Raw genomic sequence first — 19620 nt, forward strand, 5'->3', positions numbered from 1 at the left:
CGAAGTGCGCGTCCGATAGGGGTGATTTTTTTCTGGAGGGGACGCTACACGCAGTGAGCGTCAGCAGGGGTGAGCTTGTTCACCAGTTCCACAACGTACCGTCATGCTGCAGGCGGTTCACCGGCAGGTAGGCGCGCTGGTAGGGGTATTTGGCGGCCAGCTTCTCGTCGATCTCCACGCCGTGACCGACGGCTTCGCCGCAGTCCATGAAGCCGTTCTTGAAGCTGTAGGCATGCGGAAACACTTCATCGGTCGCCTCAGTGTGGCGCATGTACTCCTGCACGCCGAAGTTCGGCACCCAGGTGTCAAAGTGCAGGGCCGTGCCCATGCACACCGGTGACAGGTCCGTCGCGCCGTGGCAGCCGGTGCGCACCTGGTACATCGCGGCAAAGTCGGCGATGCGCCGCAGGTGCGTGATGCCGCCGGCATGCACCACGGTGGCACGGATGTAATCGATCAGCTGGTTCTGGATCAGGTCCTTGCAGTCCCACAGCGAATTGAAGATCTCGCCCACCGCCAGCGGCGTGGTGGTGTGCTGGCGTATCAGTTTGAACGCTTCCTGGTTCTCCGCCGGCGTGGCGTCCTCGATCCAGAACAGGTGATAGGGCTCCAGTGATTTGCCCAGCCGCGCCGCTTCGATGGGCGTGAGTCGGTGGTGCACGTCGTGCAGCAGGTGAATGTCGGGACCAACGGCCTGGCGCACCGCGTCGAACAGCTTGGGCGTGTGCAGCAGGTATTTCTCCGAACTCCAGTCGTGCTCGCCGGGCAGGTCAGCGTCTGCGGGTTCATAGAACAGCGTGCCTTTTCCGACGCCGTAGACCTTGTCCAGCCCCGGCACACCGCTCTGTGCGCGGATGGCCTGGTAGCCCATTTCCTTGTAGCGCAGGACTTCATCGACGGTTTGTTCGATATCCTTGCCGTTGGCGTGGCCGTAGACCATCACCCCGGTGCGGCTGCGCCCGCCCAGCAACTGGTACAGCGGCAGGTTCGCGGCCTTGGCCTTGATGTCCCACAGCGCCGTATCGACTGCGGCGATGGCGCTCATGGTCACCGGCCCGCGCCGCCAGTAGGCACCCTTGTAGAGGTATTGCCAGATGTCTTCGATCTGGTGCGCATCACGCCCGATCAGGCAGGGAATCACATGGTCGGTGAGGTAGCTTGCCACCGCCAGCTCGCGGCCATTGAGCGTGGCGTCGCCGATGCCGGTGAGGCCCTCATCGGTTTCTATCTTGAGCGTGACGAAGTTACGGCCGGGGCTGCAGACGATGACGCGGGCGTTGGTGATTTTCATGATGCGTGCTGGGGGTTTCAGTGAATGGACGGGGCGGGGGACCGGGGCCGCTGTTTAGCGCCAGGCCTGGGCGAATTCCTTGATCACGCGCTCCAGGTGGGCGCGCATGGCGGCGCGTGCCGCTACGGGGTCTCGCGCCATCAGCGCATCGAAGACGCGCTGATGGTCTTCCTGCGACGACACGCGCAGGGCGGGGCTGTGAAAGTGCTGGTCAATCTTGGCCCACACGGGGCCTTTGGCATGGTCCCACATCGCGGTCACCATCTGCAGCAAAACGCTGTTGCCGGTGGACTCCGCGATATACAGATGAAACCGGCGGTCGGCGGCTTCGTTGGCCACCTTGTCGTCCATGTGCAGGCGCATATCGGCCAGGGCCTCGAAGATGCGGTCCAGATCGGCGTCCTTGCGCGTCTCCGCAGCCACAGAGGCGATTTCAGATTCGATCAGGCAGCGTGCGCGCAACAGCTCAAACGGCCCCGGTCCGGCTTCTGGCATGAAGACCGGGGTTTGTGTCGCCGTCGCCGGGGTCTGGATCACATAGGCGCCGGAGCCGCCCCTGACCTCGACGGCTCCCTGCAGTTCCAGCGCAATGATGGCTTCGCGCACCGAGGTGCGACTGACCTCGAACTGCTCGGCCAAAGCCCGTTCCGACGGCAGGCGGTCGCCCGCCTTGACGCCTTTTTGCGCCAGCAGCGCCAGAATCTGCGCGGCCAGCCGCAGGTAGGGCCGCTCGACGTCGGTCTCTTCAGGGTGAAGTTTTGCTGCGGTAGCGGGAATGAGTTGGAGGTTCATAAGAGGGTTGCCAGCAGGACGGGCCTGTCAGGCACAAGAACTGAAGATGGTTTACCAATTAAGCCAGAGACTGCCAACCCTGACCATTCAACACGGCGTTTCATCGGCGTGTCGCCGGGTTTGCTGCTCTTTTGGGGGCCATGAATGTGACAGGGATGCATAAGTGTATCTCGTAGCGCTTACTGGTTAGACCAAACTATAAGTGGTTTACCAATTTTGGCTTTACTGGTTTACCACTATGGCATTTCTGGTTGCCACTTTTAAACTTCCGTTCAGTTGGTGTCAGGCCAGCTCTTCCCAAAACCTGGCTTTTTCAAATCAAACCCAAGCGGAGTCATCTATGCAGATCAAGAAAATTCTCAGAGTTGCGGCGGTCGGCCTGACGGTTCTGGCCAGCGTCGCTTTGACGGGCAATGTCGCTTCAGCCCAGACCGTCACCGACATCGTCAAGCGGGGCAAGGTCAAGATAGGTGTCTTGGTGGGGGCTCCGCCGATGGGGGCGGTGGACTCGTCCGGCAATCCGGTGGGCTTTGATGCCGATACCGCGACCCTGCTCGGCAAGTACCTGGGCGTGCCGGTGGAGATGGTGGCGCTGGAGCCGCCGGCGCGTATTCCGGCGCTCGAGTCTGGCAAGGTGGACTTTCTCGTCTCGACCCTGGCGCCCACGCCTGAGCGCGCCAAGACGGTGATGTTCACCATTCCCTATAACGCCTTCCAGGTCGGCATTTACGCCAAGAAAGCCCTGAAGATCAAGGACTGGGCGGACCTCAAAGGCAAAAAGGTCGGCGTGAATCGCGGCTCCAGCGTAGAGCCGACACTGGTCAAGCAGGAGGGCTTGGTCGGCTTGAAGGTCGTGCGTTTTGACACCGATGCCGCCGTCATCCAGGCCGTCTTTTCGGGGCAAATCGACGCCTGTGCCGAGCCCGACACCATGGCCAACCAGAGTCTGAAGGCCCGGCCCGATGGCGATATGGCGCTGAAATTCATGTTCAGCAAACAGCCCAACTCGATGGCCGTGCGCAAAGACGCTTTCGAGTTGCAACAGTGGCTGAACAACACGATCTATTACATCAAGATCAACGGAGAGCTCGACGAAATTGCTCGCAAGTGGATTGGCTCCCCGCTGCCCGATCTGCCTACCTTCTGATTTTTCCCCTGATCCCTGGTCCCCCGGGATAAGGCATTGGCGCCGCCTGAAGCGGCGCCAATGTGCGTGCCTTGCCGTTCAACCCGCTGAAAGATGCCTGTGAAAGCCGAGCTTCATTTTCAATCGATTTTTGCCAGCTGGCAGCTCTACGCCGAAGGTGCGCTGGGTACGCTGGGCCTGGTGGTGTGCGTGATTCCGCTGGGATTTGCGCTGGCGGTGGCACTGGCGCTGGCGCGCAAGATCGCACCCCAGCCGATTCCCAAACTCGTCACGGTCTATGTCGAGTTTTTGCGCAACACGCCTTTTATCGTTCAGCTTTTTTATATCTACTTCGGACTGGGATCGATGGGCTTTCCGATCCCGCCGCTGATGGGGGCCTTGCTGGCGCTGATGCTTAATTTAAGCGCCTATTCCACGGAAATCATTCGGGCCGGCATCGACGCCATCCACCCGTCCCAGCTGGAGGCCGGGTTGTCCCTGGCCATGACCCGCGCCCAGCTGTACCGCCATGTGGTCATCATGCCGGCGCTGGCCAGGGTCTGGCCGGCGCTCAGCAGCCAGTTCGTGCTGACCATGCTGGCCACCAGCGTGTGCTCGTTCATTCCGGTGACCGACCTGATGGCCGCCACCAAGTTTGTGGAGTCCAACACCGCGCGCGGCTTCGAGGCCTACCTCATCCCCGCACCGATTTACCTCGGCGTCGCGCTGCTGATGAAATGGGGCCTGGCCGTGCTGGGGCGGACGCTGTTCCCGGCGCTGCAGGACGCCAAAGCCAATGCGGTTTCGAAAGGTTTGGGATGATGATCGAAAGCTTCGGGTTTCCCGAATTCATGTTTTTGATCCGGTCTCTGGGCTGGACGCTGGCACTGACCGTCTCGTCGCTCTTGCTGGGCAGTGTGATCGGTGCTTTTTTTGCCATTGCGCGGGTGTCTCACAACAATCTGCTGCGCAATGTCGCGGTTCTCTACATTCAGGTGCTGCAGGGCCTGCCGGTTTTGCTGGTGTTATTCCTGGCGTATTTCGGGCTGGCCTATATGGGTTTCGATCCACCGGCACTGGTCATTGCCACCATCGCCCTGGGCCTGTATGCCGGGGCCTATCTGGCCGACATCTGGCGTGGTGCGATGGAGTCGGTGCCTTACCAGCAATGGGAAGCTTCGTCCTCGCTGGCCATGACGCGGGCCCAGCAGTTTCGCTTCATCATCCTGCCGCAGTCGGTGCGTATTTCGCTGCCGCCCACGGTCGGGTTTCTGGTCCAGCTGATCAAGAACACCTCGATCGTGTCCGTCGTGGGCTACATCGACCTGATGCGCGCCGGCGAGCACATCGAGACCAGCCTGCACTCTCCCTTCATGGTTTACGGGATCGTGGCGCTGCTGTATTTCTCGCTGTGTTTCCCCTTGTCCCACCTGAGCAAAATGTTAGAGAGGAAAGTACATGCCAATCGTCAAAATTGAAAATGTCGTCAAGCGTTTTGGCGCAGTCGAGGTGCTCAAGGGTGTTTCGCTGGATGTCCAGGCGGGCCAGGTGGTGGCCATCATCGGGCGCAGCGGTTCGGGCAAAAGCACCTTGCTGCGCTGCCTCAACGGGCTGGAAACGATTTACGCCGGAAACATCGACATTGCCGGCCACAAGCTCGACAACAGCGGCCGGCATTTGCGGGAACTGCGCAAGGACGTGGGCATTGTTTTTCAAAGCTACAACCTGTTCCCCCATTTGACCGTGGGTGAAAACATCATGCTGGCGCCGCGCATCACCAAAGGCATCTCGCGGGAAGAAACCCGGCGCATTGCCGAGGCGACGCTGGCGCAGGTGGGACTCTCGGAGAAATTCGGCGCCTACCCGGAGAAGCTGTCCGGCGGGCAGCAGCAACGCGTGGCGATTGCGCGCTCGCTGGCCATGCAGCCCAAGGTCATGCTGTTCGATGAGGTGACCTCCGCGCTGGACCCCGAGCTGACGGGCGAGGTGCTGATCGTGATGGAAAACCTGGCCAAAAACGGCATGACCATGCTGCTGGTGACGCACGAGATGGGTTTCGCCAAGAGCGTCGCCGACATCACCGTCTTCATGCACCAGGGCAAGGTCTGGGAGGCCGGCCCGTCAGAGCAACTCTTCGCCTCACCCCAAACGCCCGAGCTCAGGCAGTTCATTGGCGGCAGCCTGAAATAGTCGTCCTTATCCTTCATTGTGTCTTCATTGCAACGCCTCGTTCCATTCACTCACCCCATTCAAATTTGCGATTCAAGTCCATGACCACAGCCCAACGCCACCCCCCCGCCGACCTGACCCGATTTGCCAGCCAGTTGCTCACGGCCGCCGGCCTGCCCGCCGCCAAGGCAGACACCGTGGCTCGTTTGCTGGTGCTGACCGACATGATGCAGCGCCATACCCACGGCGTGGCGCTGTGCCCGCTCTACATCGACCAGTTGAAGAACCAGCTGATGGGCACTGACGGCGAGCCCGAAGTGGTGCGGGACACGGGGGCCACCGTGGTGTGGGACGGCCACTACCTGCCCGGTCTGTGGCTGGTCGACAAGGCCTTGAGCCTGGCGTTCGAGCGTGTCGCCCGGCACGGCGTCGTGACCTTCGCCATGCGCCGCAGCCACCACATCGCCTGCCTGGCCGCGCTGGTCAAACAGGCCACCGACCGGGGCCTGGTGGCCATCCTGGCCACGTCCGATCCGGGCGGCAAGTTTGTCGCGCCTTTTGGCGGACGCGACCCGGTGTTGACCCCCAACCCGTTTGCCATCGGCTACCCCGGCAGCAAGGCCCCGGTGCTGGTGGACATCTGTGCTTCCATCACCACCGTCTCCATGGCCCGCACCAAGGCCGCAGCCGGTGTGCAGTTTGAACACCCTTGGTTGATGGACAACGCCGGCCAGCCGACCACCGACCCGCGTGTGCTGGAGCAGACCACGCCGCGCGGCTCCCTGCTGCTGCTCGGCGGTGCGGAATACGGCCACAAGGGTTTTGGTCTGGCCTTGATGGTCGAGGCCCTGACCCAGGGGCTGGCCGGCCACGGCCGCATTGATGCCCCCAACCGCTGGGGCGCCAACGTGTTTCTGCAGGTCATGGACCCCGAGGCCTTTGCCGGCCGCGACAACTTCCTCACCCAAATGGATTTCATTGGCGACGCCTGCCGCGCCAGCACGCCGGTTCAGCCCGATGGTCTGGTGCGTTTGCCGGGCGACCAGGCCAGCGGCAACATCGCGCGTGCGCAGCAACAAGGCATCGCCCTGAGTGACGCCACGCTGGACAAACTCGCGGCCTGTGCGACCCAGTTGGGCGTTGCGCCCCTGGGCAATGCATGACCACGGCAGCCACCAGCGCCGGAGCCACTAGCGCCGGAGCCACTACCACCAGAGAAAGGCAGATCGCCATCTCGGCCGTCGACGGCAAGCTGGTGCTGGACAAGGGCGCCATCAAAGTCATCAACCACGGTGAGCGCGACGGCGCCATGCTGTACGACCTGTCCGTCTTCCCGCCCCGGGAGGTGGGCTATCTGGCCATGCCCACCAGCCTGGCCGGTCCGCCGCAAAGCGTGGCCGTCAGCCCGGACCAGACGCTGGCCCTTGTCACGGCCGCGCAAAAAACCGATCCGGCCAACCCCGCGCGCACGGTACCCGACACGCGCGTGACCGTCATCGACATCGCGTCCGGGCCCGCACGCATCACGCAAACCCTGGAAGCCGGACTGGGCCCCACGGGGGTGTCGTTTTCACCCGACGGGCGCATGGCCGTGGTGGCCAACCGCAATGACGGCACGCTGTCCGTGTTCCGTGTCGAGGGCCAAGCCCTGGTCAAAACCGCCACCGTGCCGGTCGGCGACCGCCAGTGCCAGCCCGCTTCGACTGCCTTCACGCCCGATGGCGCCACCTTGCTGGTGTCGCGCGACGGCGACCATTTCGTGTCGGTCTTTGATGTGGCCGATGGCCAGGTGCGGGCGGCCGGGCGCGACATCAGCGCCGGCATCAAGCCCTATGGCCTGTCGGTGGCGCCCAACGGCCAGTTCGCGGTGACGGCGAACGTGGGGCGGGTCAGCGGCGACGCGGATTCGATCAGCGTGATCGATCTCAGGCGCAAGCCCTACCGCGTGGTGGACACGCTGGGTGTTGCCGCCACCCCGGAAGCGGTGCTGATCTCGCCCGATGGCGCCTGGGTGGTGGCGGTGTGCCATAACGGCTCCACCCGTGCGGAGGACTCGCCTTTTTTCAACCCGCACGGCACCCTGGTGGTGTTCCGTGTCAGCGGCCTGCAGCTGGTCCACCATGCCGAGCACCCGATTGGCCGCTGGGCGCAGGGCGCGGCGTTTTCGCACGACAGCACCGCCCTGCTGGTGCAAAACACCGTGGAACGTGAGCTGCAGGTGTTTCGCGTCAGCAGCCAGGGCTTCACCGACTCTGGCGAGCGGCTGCCCATCGCCTTTGGCAGCTTTGCCGCCATCCGCACCGTCGATTTTCCATCCACCTGATCACCTATGCAGCCATTGAACCAAGCCACACTGACGCAGTTGACGGACTCTGCGCTTGCCACACCATCACCAGTTCAACTGCCGCGCTACCGCCGCACCGATGCCTACGTAGGCGTGGTGCACCTCGGGCTGGGCGCCTTTCACCGCGCCCACCAGGCCATGGTGTTTGATGCCCTGCTGCAGCGCGGCGACCCGCGCTGGGGCGTGCTGGGCGTGGCCATGCGCACGACCGAATTGGCCGACGCGCTGGCTGCGCAAGATGGGCTGTATGCAGTGCAGGTGGCCAGCCGTGAGGCGCTGCGCTGGCAAATGGTCGGCTCGGTGTTGCAGGCCTGCGTGGCGGCGCGCGAGCCCGGGCAGGTGGTGGCGGCCATCGCCGCACCCGGCACGCGTTGGGTGACGTTGACCGTGACCGAAAAAGGCTATGGCCCCGCACTGGCGGCCTTGCTGGTGCAGGGGCTGGCGGCGCGCCGCGCGGCGGGTCTGGGCGGGCTGACGATCGCTTCCTGCGACAACCTCTCTGACAACGGCCGCAAGCTGCAGCAGCTGTGTGTGGATGCGGCGCAGCACGATGCTGCGCTGGCGCAGTGGATTGACACCGCCTGCGCCTTCCCCAACAGCATGGTCGACCGCATTGTTCCGGCCGCCACCGCACAGCATCGCAGCGATGCGGCACAAGCGCTGGGACTGGTGGATGCTTGTGCGCTGGGCACCGAAGAATTCTGGGAGTGGGTGATCGAGCGCCGCTTTGTCGACGACGCGGATGGCGTCGCGCTGGCGGCTGCCGGTGTCCAGGTGGTGGAAGACGTCAAACCCTTTGAGGAGGCCAAGCTGCGCATGCTCAACGGCAGTCACACGGCCATCGCGTTGATCGGTGCGGTGCTGGGTGTGCCCACGGTGGCCGACTGCATTGCCCGGCCTGACATCCACCGCTTTGTTCGCAGCCTGATGACCGAGTTGGTGATGCCGCACCTGCAGCGCCCCGGGCTGCCGGCCTATCGCGATGCCTTGCTGGCACGTTTTGCCAATCCCGAACTCCGGCACAAGGTGCACCAGATCGCCACCGACAGCTCGCTCAAGATTCCCTTGCGCTGGCAAGCGACGGTGCTGGCGCAACTGGCGGCGAACGGCTCGATTGAGCCCCTGGCGCTGGCCGCGGCGGTGTGGATGCGCTACCTGCTGGGCGCGGATGAACAGGGCCAGGCCTATGCCATCTCGGACCCGCTGGGGGCGGCCTTGCAGGCCACCGCGCAGCGGCGCCGGGACGATGTGCCTGGCACGGTGCGTGCGCTGCTCGCCGTGAGCTCGATATGGGGCGAGGTGTTGCCGCACGACGCACGCTGGACCGCGCGCGTGGAACACTGGTTGCAGGTCATTCGGCACCAGGGTGTCGCCGCTGCGCTGGCGCAGCTGCATCCGTCAGACTGAGCCCTTGCCGGGACTTCTCTCCATCATCAGACGGGCATTCGGCTACTGTTCGTCCTGAGCCTTCGCAGGGCTTCGTCACTTCGACAAGCCCAGGACAGGCCAGACTCAGCCCGAACGGTGTGGCGCCATGATTGACGTCAATAAACCAAGGCAATAAGTCAATAAGGCCATAAGGCAATCAGACGGCGCACGGGTTGCGTCGCATCGCTGCGACCTGTTCGCACCGCGGTCGGGGTGCGAACAGGCGCGGGTTCACTCAATCGAACTGCAGGCCGCCGTTGAGGTCCAGCACTTCGCCGGTGATGAAGCCACTCAGCGGGTGCGCCAGAAACAGCACGCTGTGGGCAAATTCCTCGAGCTCGCAAAAGCGGCCCACCGGGATTTTCTGGCGCAGCTCGGCTTGCCGCTCGGCGCTGACCTGCTCGGTCAGCATCTGGGTCTTGACGAAGGTTGGGGCCAGGGCGTTGCAGGTCACACCAAACGGGGCATATTCGCGTGCAAAACTGAAAGTCAGCGAAATCACGCCGCCCTTGCTGGCCGCGTAGGCCGGCAGCGGCGACAGGCCGCCGGTTTTGGCACCGTAGGACGACACGTTGACGATGCGGCCAAAGCCGCGTGCCTTCATGCCCGGCGCCACGCGCTGGCTCACGTAAAACACGCCGTCGAGGTTGATGCTCAGGGTCTTGCGCCACAGCTCGGGGGTGGTTTGTTCGCAATTGGCGTACTGCAGAAAACCGGCGTTGTTCACGCACACGTCGATGCGGCCGAAGCGCGCCTCGATCTGGTCGCAGGCCGCATGCACCTGGGCCTGGTCGCTCACGTCCATGGTGAAGCAGGCCAGCCGGTCGCCGTGCGCTGCCAGCGTGCTGGCGACCTGGTCGGTCCGCAAGTCGGTGGCGGCCACCCGGTAGCCTGCGTCGAGCAGGGCGCGGACGGTCGCCAGGCCCATGCCGGCGTTGGCGCCGGTGACGAGGGCGACCTGGTCTTGAATGGGGGGAGTCATGGTGTTGAGGGACATTTAAAAGTTGCTTGATGGTTTATGACCGGAAATCAGTTTTGCAATGTCGCGCCGACCTTGCGGCCTGCCGCAACAATTTCTTGCCAGGTCTGGGCATCTACCTCGATGCCATCGACTTCGCGCTGCACACGGGTGGCACGCTCAGGGTCGCCGGCAATCTGCACGGCGTCAAAGCCGGGTGCGACAGGGCCGGCCTGCAGCCAGTCGACAAACGCCACGGCTTCCTGCTCAAAAGTGGCCTCGGTGCCCAGTTTGGCCGGGTCGATCAGGATGCTCAGCATGCCGTTGACCACCGCACGCACGGCGGGGTCGGTTGGGCGGTGCCAGGTGCCGCTGCCCGTCAGCGCGCCGCCCAGCAACTCACAGGCCACGGCCAGGCCGTAGCCCTTGTGTTCGCCAAAGGCCAGCAGCGCACCAAACAGGCCGTTGCTTTGGGGCACCACCACCACGCCCGGGTCGGTGGTGGGGCGGCCGTGTTCGTCAATCAGTGTGCCGGGTTCGACGCGCCGACCTTCGTTGTGTGCGACCCGCATCTTGCCTTGTGCTACGCGGCTGGTGGCAAAGTCCAATATGAAAGGTTCGCGCCCTGCCAGCGGGATGCCAATGCAGCAGGGGTTGGTGCCATAACGCCCGTCGGCGCCGCCAAACGGCGCCACCACCGGGCGCGACTGGACGTTGACAAAATGCAGCGACACCAGGCCCTGGTCCACCGCCATTTCGGCAAAGTGCCCGATGCGCCCGAGGTGGTGGGCATTGCCCAGCGTCATGATGCAGCTGCCGTGGGTCTTGGCGCGGTCTATGCCCAGCGCCATCGCCTGCTCGCCGACGACCTGGCCGTAACCGCGCTGGCCGTCCAGCGTGAGCAGCGAGCCGGTGTCGAGGACTACCCGCACGCCGCTGTTGGGTTTCAGGCCGCCTTCGAGCACCGCGTCCACGTAACGCGGCAGCATGCCCACGCCGTGTGAGTCGTGGCCGCTCAGGTTGGCCAGCACCAGGTTGGCGGCGACGGTGGCCGCCTCTTCGGGCGAACTGCCGGCGGCTTTTAAAACCGTAGCTACCTGTGCACGTAACTGGGGGGCGGAGATGGTGTGGCTCATGAGGATGTTGAAGGTGTTCTGGGTTTTATTCCCTCTCCCCCTGGGAGAGGGAGTGAAGAAAAGGACTACATCACCGCGCCGACCTGCCAGGGCACAAACTCGTTTTGCCCGTAGCCGTGTTTTTCGCTCTTGCTGGGTGAGCCCGAGGCGGTGGCCAGTACCAGTTCAAAAATGCGTTGCCCCATCTCTGCCACCGTGCTGCTGCCGTCGATGATTTCGCCGCAGTTGATGTCCATGTCGTCTTCCTGCTTGCGCCACAGCGCCGAGTTGGTCGACAGCTTGAGCGAGGGCGAGGGCGCGCATCCATAGGCCGAGCCGCGGCCGGTCGTGAAGCAGATCAGGTTGGCGCCGCCGGCCACCTGGCCGGTTGCGCTGACCGGGTCGTAGCCGGGCGTGTCCATGTAGACAAAGCCGTGGGCCTGCACCGGCTCGGCGTATTCGTAGACCGCCTGCAGGTTGCTGGTGCCGCCCTTGGCGACGGCGCCCAGCGATTTTTCCAGGATGGTGGTCAGCCCGCCGGCCTTGTTGCCCGGCGAGGGGTTGTTGTTCATCTCGCCTTCGTTGATTTCGGTGTAGTGCTCCCACCACTTGATGCGCTGGATCAGCTTCTCTGCCACCTCGGGTTTCACCGCCCGGCGCGTCAGCAGGTGTTCCGCGCCGTAAATTTCGGGTGTCTCGCTCAGGATGGCGGTGCCGCCGTGTGCCACCAGCAGGTCCACCGCCGCGCCCAGCGCCGGGTTGGCGCTGATGCCGGAGTAGCCGTCCGAGCCGCCGCACTGCAGGCCGATGGTGATGTGCGCGGCGCTGCAGGGCTCGCGTTTCACGTTGTTGACCGCGGGCAGCATCTCGTTGATCAGTGCCACGCCTTTGGCCACGGTCTTGGTCGTGCCGCCCGTGTCCTGGATGTTGAACACCTTGAAGGTTTCGCCTTCCCGCAGGCTGCTGTGGGCCAGCCAGGCATTGATCTGGTTGGCTTCGCAGCCCAGCCCCACCACCAGCACGGCGGCGAAGTTGGCGTGCGTGGCGTAACCGGCCAGCGTGCGCTGCAGCATCTGCATGCCCATGCCCTCGGTGTCCATGCCACAGCCGGTGCCGTGGGTCAGCGCCACTACGCCATCGACATTCGGAAAATCGGCCAGTGCCGCCGGGTTGGTGCGCCGCGAAAAATGGTCGGCTATGGCGCGGGCCGCCGTGGCCGAGCAGTTCACGCTGGTCAGCACGCCGATGTAGTTGCGCGTCGCGACGCGGCCGTCGGCCCGCTTGATGCCCATGAAGGTGGCTTCCCGCCGCGGCGGCTCGGGTTTGACATCGGCGCCAAAGGCGTAGTCGCGCTCGAAGTCGCCCTTGTCCGGGCCCATGTCGAGGTTGTGCGTGTGCACATGCTCACCGGCGGCAATCGGTTTGCTGGCAAAGCCGATGATCTGGTTGTAACGCCGCACGGGCTCGCCCGGCGCGATGGCGTGGGTGGCAATCTTGTGGCCGGCCGGGATCAGGCCCTTGACCGGGACACCTTCGACGCTGGTGCCGCTCAGCAGTTGCTGGCGGGCGATCAGGACGTCATCGGCAGGGTGAAGGCGAATGAATGGGGTCATGGAAATTTCTCTTCAGTCAAACATTTCAACAAAATACATCAACAAGACATTTCAATAAAACATCTTCGGCAGCCACAGCACCAGCTTGGGGAAGTAGGTGATGATGATCAGACTGCCCAGCAGCGGAAACAGCCAGGGCAGGATGGCGATGGTGGTGCGCTCGACCGAGAGCTTGGCCACGCGCGCCAGCACAAACAGCACCATGCCCATGGGCGGGTGCAGCAGGCCAATCATCAGGTTGAGCACCATCACCAGTCCGAAATGGATGGGGTCAATGCCCAGCTGCACGGCGATGGGCACCAGGATGGGCACCAGAATCGTGATGGCCGCCGTAGGCTCCAGGAAGCAGCCCACAAACAGCATCAGTACATTGGCCAGCAGCAGGAAAACCCAGGCCTCCTTGGTGAAAGCCAGCACCCAGCTGGCGATGTCGGTGGTCACGCCGGTGGCTGTGAGCATCCAGCCGAAGATGGACGCCGCGGCCACGATGAACAGCACGGTGGACGTCGTCTCCACGGTATCGAGGCACACCTTCACGAAACTCTTGAAGGTCAGCGTGCCGTACCAGGCAAAGCCGAGAATCAGCGACCAGACGCAGGCAGCAATGGCGCCTTCGGTGGGCGTGAAGATGCCGGTGGTCATGCCGCCGATCAGCAGCACCGGCGTCATGATGGGCAGCACGGCCTGGAACTTGAACGCCTTGTCGGCCGCGAACAGCGCCACCAGCGCGGCGGCCACGGTAACTTGCGGCGGAAAGTCCAGCTTGCCGATCAGCAGCCACAGCAGCAGGGGCCAGCCGATGACCACGGCGGTCTCGATCAGCGCCTTGCTCAGGCGGCTCCACTCGAACTTGACGTCGGCGCCCCAGCCGTTCTTGTGGGCGAAGTAAGCCACCGTCAGCATCATCAGGATGGCCATCATGACGCCCGGCAGTATGCCCGCCAGAAACAATGCGCCGACGCTGACGTTGGCCATCATGCCGTAGATCACAAAGGGCAGGCTGGGCGGAATGATGGGCCCCAGCGTGGCGGAAGCCGCCGTCACGCCCACGGCAAATTCGGTGCTGTAGCCGTGGTCCTTCATGGCCTTGATCTCGATCGTGCCGAGTCCGGCCGCGTCGGCGATGGCGGTGCCGCTCATGCCGGCAAACACCACCGAACCCACGACATTGACATGGCCCAGCCCGCCCTTCATCCAGCCCACCAGCGCCAGCGCGTAGTTGTAGATGCGGTTGGTGATGCCGGCGTTGTTCATCAGGTTGCCGGCCAGGATGAAGAAGGGCACGGCCAACAGCGGAAAGCTGTCGATGCCGCTGACCATGCGGTGAATCACCACGAAGGGCGGGGAGCTCTGGGTGAACAGGATGTAGAGGAGCGAGGCGCCGGCCATGGCCATGGCCACCGGAAGGCCGCCGCTCATCAGGAACAGGAAAACAACCTTCAACATTTAACGGTCCTCCATGGTGGATTCAGGGCGTTCCAGCACGCTGTAGCCGCGCTTCACGTGCACACGCATGACCCAGAGCGAGCGCACGCACATGGCCGCAAAGCCGATCAGGCAGATGCCATACACCAGGTTCATGGGCAAGTCGACGATGGTCATTTTGTAATTGCCCATCTTCATCATCATTTGCCAGGTCAATACAACCGCAGCCGCCAGGAAGGCGATGCGCAGCACATCGGTGAGCAGGGCCATGGCCCGCCCCAGCCAGGGTGGCATGAAGCGGTAGAAAAAGTCGACCTGGATGTGGTTGTTCTTGGCCACGCCAATGGCGGCGCCCACGAACACGGTGGCGATCAGCAGGTAGCGCGCGATCTCTTCGGTCCAGGCGGCGGAGTCGTTCATCACATAGCGTGTGAAGAATTGGTAGAAAACCGTCAGCCCCAGTGCCCAGAAAAACAGCAGTGCCGCCCAGGCTTCGGCGGGTGTGTCCGACAGGTCAACCGCTTCGTCGGTGGCATGGAACTCGCCGTCGTCGCCCATGACCTTGGGCAGGGCGTCGATGTCAGGAATGGTGATCATGATGGTAGGGCGCAGGGGTTGGTGGGGAAGCCCCTCCCCGCGACGGGGAGGGGATCGAATGGCATGGGGATGGCGATCTGCAGCGTTAAGCCCCGCCCAGGTTCGGCGGGGCAACACGCAGTGCCTACTTGAGGGCCTGGATGCGGTCCCAATCCTTCTTGTCATAGCCCATGGAGCTCATGTCCACGGCTTTCACGATGCGGTCGCGGAACTCGTCCTTGTTGACCGTGACGACATTGAGGCCTTTTTTCTTGAACTCGTCGACCAGCTCGCCTTCACGTTTCTTGATGTCAGCCGTGGCGCTGGCTGCGGCCTCCTGCATCACGTCGGTGAAGATTTTCTTGTCCGCATCGCTGAGCTTGGTCCAGACGTGGGGGCCGACCTGCGTCACCAGTGAGTCCAGGATGTGGCCGGTCAGGATGATGTTCTTCTGGACCTCGAAAAACTTCTTGGCTTCGATGGTGGGCAGCGGATTTTCCTGCGCATCGACGGTGCCGTTCTGCAGGGCCAGGTAGACCTCGGCAAAAGCGATCGGCGTCGGGTTGGCGCCGCAGGCGCGCGGCAAGGCCATGTAGGCGGGCACGTCCGGCACCCGCATCTTCAGGCCCTTCATTTCATCGCAGGTCTTGAAGAGCTTGTTGCTGGTGGAGTGGCGTGCGCCGTAGTAGGTGACGGCGACGGTCTGCACGCCCGTTTTCTGCTTATAGCCGTCGGCCAGTTCCTTGAAGACATCGCTCTTGGAGTATTTGAGCAGGTGCTCAGGGTCGCGGAAGGTGTAGGGGTAGTAGCCCACGCCGATGCGCGGAAAGCTGCGGGCAGCGAAGGAGGCGCCCGAGATGATGATGTCGACGGTGCCCAGCTGCAAGCCCTGGTTGATGTCGCTTTCCTTGCCCAGCGTGGAAGCCGGGAACACCTGGATCTCGTAGCGGCCGGCGGTGCGCTTCTTGATCTCGTCTGCCGCCCAGACCGACCACTTGTGATAGGGCTCCGACGTTTCATACACGTGGGCCCACTTCAGCTTGGTTTGCGCATGGGCGATGCCAAATGACCCCATGGTCCCCGCCAATATTGCGCACAGGGCCATGGTTTTTATCGTCGATCGTTTTGTCATGTTGTCTCCTCGGTTGAAAAAAGGTGAACGTGAAAAGTTAAAAAATTGAAGAAGGTAAAAGTAAAAGCAGGGAAGTGCTGGACGCAGGCATCAGCTCGTCTTCGCGCGGCGCCAGCTCGCGCTGAATCGGGTGTGGGATTTGTCCATGTGGGCATGCATCGCAGCGCGGGCAGCGGCGCCGTCATGCGCGCAGATGGCGGCGTAAATCGCTTCGTGCTCGTCGATGGCGGATTGCCATGACTTCATGGTCTCGAAATAGCCACCCAGGCGCGTGAACAGCGGGCCGCGGCGCGAATCCCAGAAGCTCTGGACGGTTTCGATCAGCACCACGTTGCCGCAGGCCTCGACGATCGCGGTATGAAAGGCCCGGTCGCCTTCGAGCGGCAGCACGCCGCGCCCGGCATCGCTTTTCATGGCGTCTATGGCTTTGCGCATGGCGTCAATGTCTTTGCGTTTGGCCTGGACGGCGGCCATGGAGGCAATTTCGCCTTCCACCACGCGGCGCGCCCGGATGAGTTCCAGCGGTCCCCATTCGGTCGGCGCAATCTGCGGCCCGTTTTTCCGCTGAACCTGGTTCGACCGGTCCAGCACGTAAACGCCGGAGCCGGTGCGCACTTCGACCCAGCCTTCCACTTCCAGCGCGATCAGGGCTTCACGCACGGAGGGACGGCTCACGCCCAGTTGCTTGGCCAGGTCACGCTCAGCAGGCAGGCGTTTGCCAGCCGCAAACTCGCCCTTGCTGATCAGCGAGCGCAATTGCTCGGCAATCTGGCGGTACAGGCGTTTCGGTTCGACGGTTTGGATGGGCATGCGGGCTTTGGCGGCGAATTAAGGGTTAGCCAGAATTGGACAAGTGGTAAGACCAATTGATAATCCCATAAATCCACCGGCGGTGGCATCCGGCTAAACCCTGTAATACCGTTCATGACCTGAATAACCGACCTGAATAACCGACCTGAATAACCGCGAATAACCCTGGATACCCTTCCGCACCATGAAACCGCAAGTAACGATCGAATCCATCCGCCTGCGGCAGGTCAATTTGCCGCCCAAGGTCGTGCGCACCGACGCCATCCAGTCCTTCGTGACGCAGGAGACGCTGCTGCTGACCGTGCGCTGCAGCGATGGCGTGGAGGGCACCGGCTACGCCTACACCATAGGCACCGGCGGCTCGTCGGTCATGGCTTTGCTGCACGACCACCTGGCGCCGCGCCTGCTGGGCCGCAACCCGCTGCTGATTGAAGCGATCTGGAAAGACCTGTTTTTCCATACCCACGCCACGGCCGTCGGAGCCATCACCAGCCTGGCGCTGGCCTGCGTGGACACCGCGCTGTGGGACTGGCGCGCGCGCAGCCAGAACCTGCCCTTGTGGCAACTGCTGGGTGGCGCGCAGCCGCGAGTGCCGGTGTACACCACCGAAGGCGGCTGGCTGCACCTGAGCGCGGATGAGCTGGTGGACCAGACGCTGGCCGCCAAGGCCGAAGGTTTCAAGGGCGCCAAGATCAAGGTCGGCCGGCCGCATGTCAGCGAGGACGTGGCGCGCCTGTCCAAGGTGCGCGAGGCGGTCGGTGCGGGCTTCAACATCATGACCGATGCCAATCAGGGCTTCAACCGCCCCGAAGCCGTGCGCCGTGCGGCGGCTTTTGCCGCGCTGGACCTGGCCTGGCTGGAAGAGCCGCTGCCGGCGGAAAACATCTCCGGCCACCGGCATCTGCGCGAACACACGGCCATTCCGGTGGCGGTGGGCGAGTCGATGTACCACCTCAGCCAGTTCCGCGAATACCTGGAGCAGGGCGCCTGCAGCATCGTCCAGCCCGACGTGGCCCGCATTGGCGGCATCACACCCTGGATCAAGGTGGCGCATCTGGCCGAGGGCTTTGATGTGCCGGTGTGTCCGCACTTCCTGATGGAGCTGCATGTGAGCCTGTGCGCCGCCGTGCCCAACGCGGCCTGGGTCGAGTACATACCGCAGCTCGACGACATCACGACCAGCCGCATCCGCGTCGCGGAGGGCTACGCCTTTCCGCCGGACACGCCCGGCCTGGGCATCGAATGGGACTGGCCCGTCATCGGCAAGCGGCAGCTTGCCGACGTGACCATCAAGTAAGCCATCGCAATCATCGCAATCATCGTCAACAACCAAGGAACAAGCATGAGACTCCAGGGAAAAACCGCACTGGTCACGGCCGCCGGACAGGGCATCGGAAAGGCCACCGCGCTGGCCATGGCGGCCGAGGGCGCCCAGGTGTGGGCTACCGACGTCAATGAGAAACTGCTCGCCGACTACGCCGGCGTGCCCAACATCAAAACTGCAGCGCTCAATGTGCTCGACAAGGCCGCCATCCAGAAACTGGCGGCCGAGTTGCCGCCGATCAACGTGCTGTTCAACTGCGCCGGCTTTGTCCACGCTGGCTCCATCCTGCAGGCCACCGACGAGGACTGGGACTTTGCCTTCAACCTGAATGTGCGCTCGCAGTTCTGGATGATCCAGGCCGTGTTGCCCAATATGCTGGCCCATGGCGGCGGCAGCATCATCAACATGGCCAGCGTCTGCGGCTTCAAGGGCCTGCCGAACCGCTTTGTCTATGGCGCCTCCAAGGCCGCGGTGACCGGCCTCACGAAATGCGTGGCCGCTGACTTCGTGACGCAGGGTGTGCGCTGCAATGCCATTTGCCCCGGCACGGTCGACACCCCCTCGCTGCAAGACCGCATCAATGTGTTTGAGGACCCCGACGAGGCGCGGAAAAATTTCATCGCGCGCCAGCCCATGGGCCGCCTCGCGCAGGCCCATGAAATTGCGCCGCTCGTGGTGTTTCTGGCCAGTGACGAATCGGCCTTTGTGACCGGGCAGTCCTATGCCATCGACGGCGGCATGACCATATGAACCAGCTTGACCTGGCCGGCCGCCATGCGGTGATCACCGGCGGCGCGGCGGGCCTGGGCTTTGCCATTGCGCAGCGCATGCTGGCTTCGGGCGCGACTGTCACCGTGTGGGACCTCAACCCGCAGGCGCTGGCGGCGGCCCGAACCGAACTCGGCGCGGGTGTGCATACCGTTGTGGTGGATGTGAGCAGCCATGCCAGTGTGGTGGACGCCGTGCGGCAAACCGTGGCCCACCATCCGGTCATTGATGTGCTGGTCAACTCGGCCGGCATCACCGGCCCCAACGTCAAGCTGTGGGACTACCCGCCCGAGCAATGGATGCAGGTGCAGCAGGTCAACCTGAACGGACTTTTCTTCTGCTGCCGCGAGGTGGTGCCGCACATGCGCACGCGCAACTATGGCCGCATCATCAATATCGCCTCGGTGGCGGGCAAGGACGGCAATCCCAATGCCAGCGCCTACAGTGCCAGCAAGGCCGCCGTGATTGCGCTGACCAAGTCCCTGGGCAAGGAACTCGCCGATACTGGCGTGCGCGTCAATTGCGTGACGCCGGCTGCGGTAAAGACGCCAATTTTTGACCAGATGACGGCGGAACACATCCAGTTCATGCTGTCGAAAATCCCGATGGGCCGCTTCGGCACGCCCGAGGAAGTCGCGGCCATGGTGACGTGGCTGGCAACCGAAGAGTGTTCGTTTTCGACCGGCGCCGTGTTCGACCTGTCTGGCGGGCGTTCGACCTATTGATGTGATTGATGTGATTGATGTGAC

The 19620-nt window shown here is 63.4% G+C and carries 19 protein-coding genes; 10 read left to right on the forward strand and 9 right to left on the reverse strand.

The genetic code is table 11. The annotated features are described in order from the left end of the window. Positions 1-79 precede the first annotated feature (79 nt). Positions 80-1291, reverse strand: a complete 1212-nt coding sequence (gene manD, locus AC1DUR_RS17995; RefSeq protein WP_477721864.1) for a D-mannonate dehydratase ManD — start codon at positions 1289-1291, stop codon at positions 80-82. A 54-nt stretch (positions 1292-1345) separates the two neighbouring features. After that, complete coding sequence (locus AC1DUR_RS18000) at positions 1346-2083, reverse strand: FadR/GntR family transcriptional regulator (protein ID WP_477718370.1); 738 nt, start codon at positions 2081-2083, stop codon at positions 1346-1348. A gap of 340 nt (positions 2084-2423) precedes the next feature. Between AC1DUR_RS18000 and AC1DUR_RS18005 the strand changes: the two genes are divergently transcribed. The 7 genes from AC1DUR_RS18005 (at position 2424) to AC1DUR_RS18035 (ending at position 9129) form a co-directional block, all read left to right on the forward strand. Then, the gene (locus AC1DUR_RS18005; protein WP_477721865.1) at positions 2424-3230 is read left to right on the forward strand and encodes a transporter substrate-binding domain-containing protein; all 807 of its coding nucleotides are present in this window, start codon (positions 2424-2426) and stop codon (positions 3228-3230) included. Between the two features lie 93 nt (positions 3231-3323). Then, entirely contained in the window at positions 3324-4031 is a 708-nt protein-coding gene (locus AC1DUR_RS18010; RefSeq protein WP_477721866.1) for an amino acid ABC transporter permease, read from the forward strand. Then, positions 4031-4687: an amino acid ABC transporter permease gene (locus AC1DUR_RS18015; protein WP_477721936.1), complete on the forward strand. Its 657-nt coding sequence runs from the start codon at positions 4031-4033 to the stop codon at positions 4685-4687. Before AC1DUR_RS18010 ends, AC1DUR_RS18015 begins: the two co-directional genes overlap by 1 nt. Continuing rightward, entirely contained in the window at positions 4668-5399 is a 732-nt protein-coding gene (locus AC1DUR_RS18020) for an amino acid ABC transporter ATP-binding protein (RefSeq protein ID WP_477718366.1), read from the forward strand. Before AC1DUR_RS18015 ends, AC1DUR_RS18020 begins: the two co-directional genes overlap by 20 nt. A gap of 80 nt (positions 5400-5479) precedes the next feature. Continuing rightward, positions 5480-6541, forward strand: coding sequence for an Ldh family oxidoreductase (locus tag AC1DUR_RS18025; protein ID WP_477721867.1), 1062 nt, complete (start codon positions 5480-5482; stop codon positions 6539-6541). Further along, positions 6538-7701, forward strand: a complete 1164-nt coding sequence (locus AC1DUR_RS18030) for a beta-propeller fold lactonase family protein (RefSeq protein ID WP_477721868.1) — start codon at positions 6538-6540, stop codon at positions 7699-7701. The genes AC1DUR_RS18025 and AC1DUR_RS18030 overlap by 4 nt, the downstream gene beginning before the upstream one ends. A 6-nt stretch (positions 7702-7707) precedes the next feature. Then, the gene (locus tag AC1DUR_RS18035; RefSeq protein ID WP_477721869.1) at positions 7708-9129 is read left to right on the forward strand and encodes a mannitol dehydrogenase family protein; all 1422 of its coding nucleotides are present in this window, start codon (positions 7708-7710) and stop codon (positions 9127-9129) included. Positions 9130-9385: 256 nt separating this feature from the next. On the opposite strand, the gene AC1DUR_RS18040 is transcribed toward AC1DUR_RS18035, so the two are convergent. The 7 genes from AC1DUR_RS18040 to AC1DUR_RS18070 all read right to left on the reverse strand — a co-directional run bounded on the left by AC1DUR_RS18040 (position 9386) and on the right by AC1DUR_RS18070 (position 16779). Then, complete coding sequence (locus tag AC1DUR_RS18040; RefSeq protein ID WP_477721870.1) at positions 9386-10147, reverse strand: SDR family NAD(P)-dependent oxidoreductase; 762 nt, start codon at positions 10145-10147, stop codon at positions 9386-9388. 32 nt (positions 10148-10179) lie between these two features. Beyond that, positions 10180-11244, reverse strand: a complete 1065-nt coding sequence (locus tag AC1DUR_RS18045) for a malate/lactate/ureidoglycolate dehydrogenase (RefSeq protein ID WP_477721871.1) — start codon at positions 11242-11244, stop codon at positions 10180-10182. Positions 11245-11309: 65 nt separating this feature from the next. Continuing rightward, a complete protein-coding gene (locus AC1DUR_RS18050; RefSeq protein ID WP_477721872.1) occupies positions 11310-12836 on the reverse strand; it encodes a UxaA family hydrolase in 1527 nt (508 codons plus the stop codon). 51 nt (positions 12837-12887) lie between these two features. Then, on the reverse strand, positions 12888-14282 hold the full coding sequence (locus AC1DUR_RS18055) for a TRAP transporter large permease (protein ID WP_477721873.1): 1395 nt from the start codon (positions 14280-14282) through the stop codon (positions 12888-12890). Further along, positions 14283-14858 (reverse strand): TRAP transporter small permease, encoded by a 576-nt coding sequence (locus tag AC1DUR_RS18060; RefSeq protein ID WP_477721874.1) that lies wholly within the window; start codon positions 14856-14858, stop codon positions 14283-14285. It abuts the gene before it with no gap. Between the two features lie 124 nt (positions 14859-14982). Next, the gene (locus AC1DUR_RS18065; RefSeq protein WP_477721875.1) at positions 14983-15969 is read right to left on the reverse strand and encodes a sialic acid TRAP transporter substrate-binding protein SiaP; all 987 of its coding nucleotides are present in this window, start codon (positions 15967-15969) and stop codon (positions 14983-14985) included. Positions 15970-16059: 90 nt separating this feature from the next. Beyond that, a complete protein-coding gene (locus tag AC1DUR_RS18070; RefSeq protein ID WP_477721876.1) occupies positions 16060-16779 on the reverse strand; it encodes a FadR/GntR family transcriptional regulator in 720 nt (239 codons plus the stop codon). 184 nt (positions 16780-16963) lie between these two features. Between AC1DUR_RS18070 and AC1DUR_RS18075 the strand changes: the two genes are divergently transcribed. Genes AC1DUR_RS18075 through AC1DUR_RS18085 form a run of 3 tightly spaced genes read left to right on the forward strand, consistent with a single transcriptional unit; the run spans position 16964 to position 19596 of the window. After that, the gene (locus AC1DUR_RS18075; RefSeq protein ID WP_477721877.1) at positions 16964-18076 is read left to right on the forward strand and encodes a mandelate racemase/muconate lactonizing enzyme family protein; all 1113 of its coding nucleotides are present in this window, start codon (positions 16964-16966) and stop codon (positions 18074-18076) included. Between the two features lie 45 nt (positions 18077-18121). After that, positions 18122-18853 (forward strand): SDR family oxidoreductase, encoded by a 732-nt coding sequence (locus AC1DUR_RS18080; RefSeq protein WP_477721878.1) that lies wholly within the window; start codon positions 18122-18124, stop codon positions 18851-18853. Further along, a complete protein-coding gene (locus AC1DUR_RS18085) occupies positions 18850-19596 on the forward strand; it encodes an SDR family NAD(P)-dependent oxidoreductase (protein WP_477721879.1) in 747 nt (248 codons plus the stop codon). Before AC1DUR_RS18080 ends, AC1DUR_RS18085 begins: the two co-directional genes overlap by 4 nt. Positions 19597-19620: the final 24 nt, after the last annotated feature.

It is taken from the genome of Polaromonas sp. P4_F4 (genome assembly GCF_056401355.1).

Excerpts from the sequence above, each read along its gene's own strand:
- AC1DUR_RS18030 (WP_477721868.1), top strand. The coding sequence starts at position 6,538 with ATGACCACGGCAGCCACCAGCGCCGGAGCCACTAGCGCCGGAGCCACT.
- AC1DUR_RS18075 (WP_477721877.1), top strand. The coding sequence starts at position 16,964 with ATGAAACCGCAAGTAACGATCGAATCCATCCGCCTGCGGCAGGTCAAT.
- AC1DUR_RS18015 (WP_477721936.1), top strand. The coding sequence starts at position 4,031 with ATGATCGAAAGCTTCGGGTTTCCCGAATTCATGTTTTTGATCCGGTCT.
- AC1DUR_RS18080 (WP_477721878.1), top strand. The coding sequence starts at position 18,122 with ATGAGACTCCAGGGAAAAACCGCACTGGTCACGGCCGCCGGACAGGGC.
- AC1DUR_RS18065 (WP_477721875.1), bottom strand. The coding sequence starts at position 15,969 with ATGACAAAACGATCGACGATAAAAACCATGGCCCTGTGCGCAATATTG.
- AC1DUR_RS18020 (WP_477718366.1), top strand. The coding sequence starts at position 4,668 with ATGCCAATCGTCAAAATTGAAAATGTCGTCAAGCGTTTTGGCGCAGTC.
- AC1DUR_RS18035 (WP_477721869.1), top strand. The coding sequence starts at position 7,708 with ATGCAGCCATTGAACCAAGCCACACTGACGCAGTTGACGGACTCTGCG.
- AC1DUR_RS18040 (WP_477721870.1), bottom strand. The coding sequence starts at position 10,147 with ATGTCCCTCAACACCATGACTCCCCCCATTCAAGACCAGGTCGCCCTC.
- AC1DUR_RS18005 (WP_477721865.1), top strand. The coding sequence starts at position 2,424 with ATGCAGATCAAGAAAATTCTCAGAGTTGCGGCGGTCGGCCTGACGGTT.
- AC1DUR_RS18010 (WP_477721866.1), top strand. The coding sequence starts at position 3,324 with ATGCCTGTGAAAGCCGAGCTTCATTTTCAATCGATTTTTGCCAGCTGG.
- AC1DUR_RS18050 (WP_477721872.1), bottom strand. The coding sequence starts at position 12,836 with ATGACCCCATTCATTCGCCTTCACCCTGCCGATGACGTCCTGATCGCC.
- AC1DUR_RS18025 (WP_477721867.1), top strand. The coding sequence starts at position 5,480 with ATGACCACAGCCCAACGCCACCCCCCCGCCGACCTGACCCGATTTGCC.
- manD (WP_477721864.1), bottom strand. The coding sequence starts at position 1,291 with ATGAAAATCACCAACGCCCGCGTCATCGTCTGCAGCCCCGGCCGTAAC.
- AC1DUR_RS18085 (WP_477721879.1), top strand. The coding sequence starts at position 18,850 with ATGAACCAGCTTGACCTGGCCGGCCGCCATGCGGTGATCACCGGCGGC.
- AC1DUR_RS18000 (WP_477718370.1), bottom strand. The coding sequence starts at position 2,083 with ATGAACCTCCAACTCATTCCCGCTACCGCAGCAAAACTTCACCCTGAA.
- AC1DUR_RS18045 (WP_477721871.1), bottom strand. The coding sequence starts at position 11,244 with ATGAGCCACACCATCTCCGCCCCCCAGTTACGTGCACAGGTAGCTACG.
- AC1DUR_RS18055 (WP_477721873.1), bottom strand. The coding sequence starts at position 14,282 with ATGTTGAAGGTTGTTTTCCTGTTCCTGATGAGCGGCGGCCTTCCGGTG.
- AC1DUR_RS18070 (WP_477721876.1), bottom strand. The coding sequence starts at position 16,779 with ATGCCCATCCAAACCGTCGAACCGAAACGCCTGTACCGCCAGATTGCC.
- AC1DUR_RS18060 (WP_477721874.1), bottom strand. The coding sequence starts at position 14,858 with ATGATCACCATTCCTGACATCGACGCCCTGCCCAAGGTCATGGGCGAC.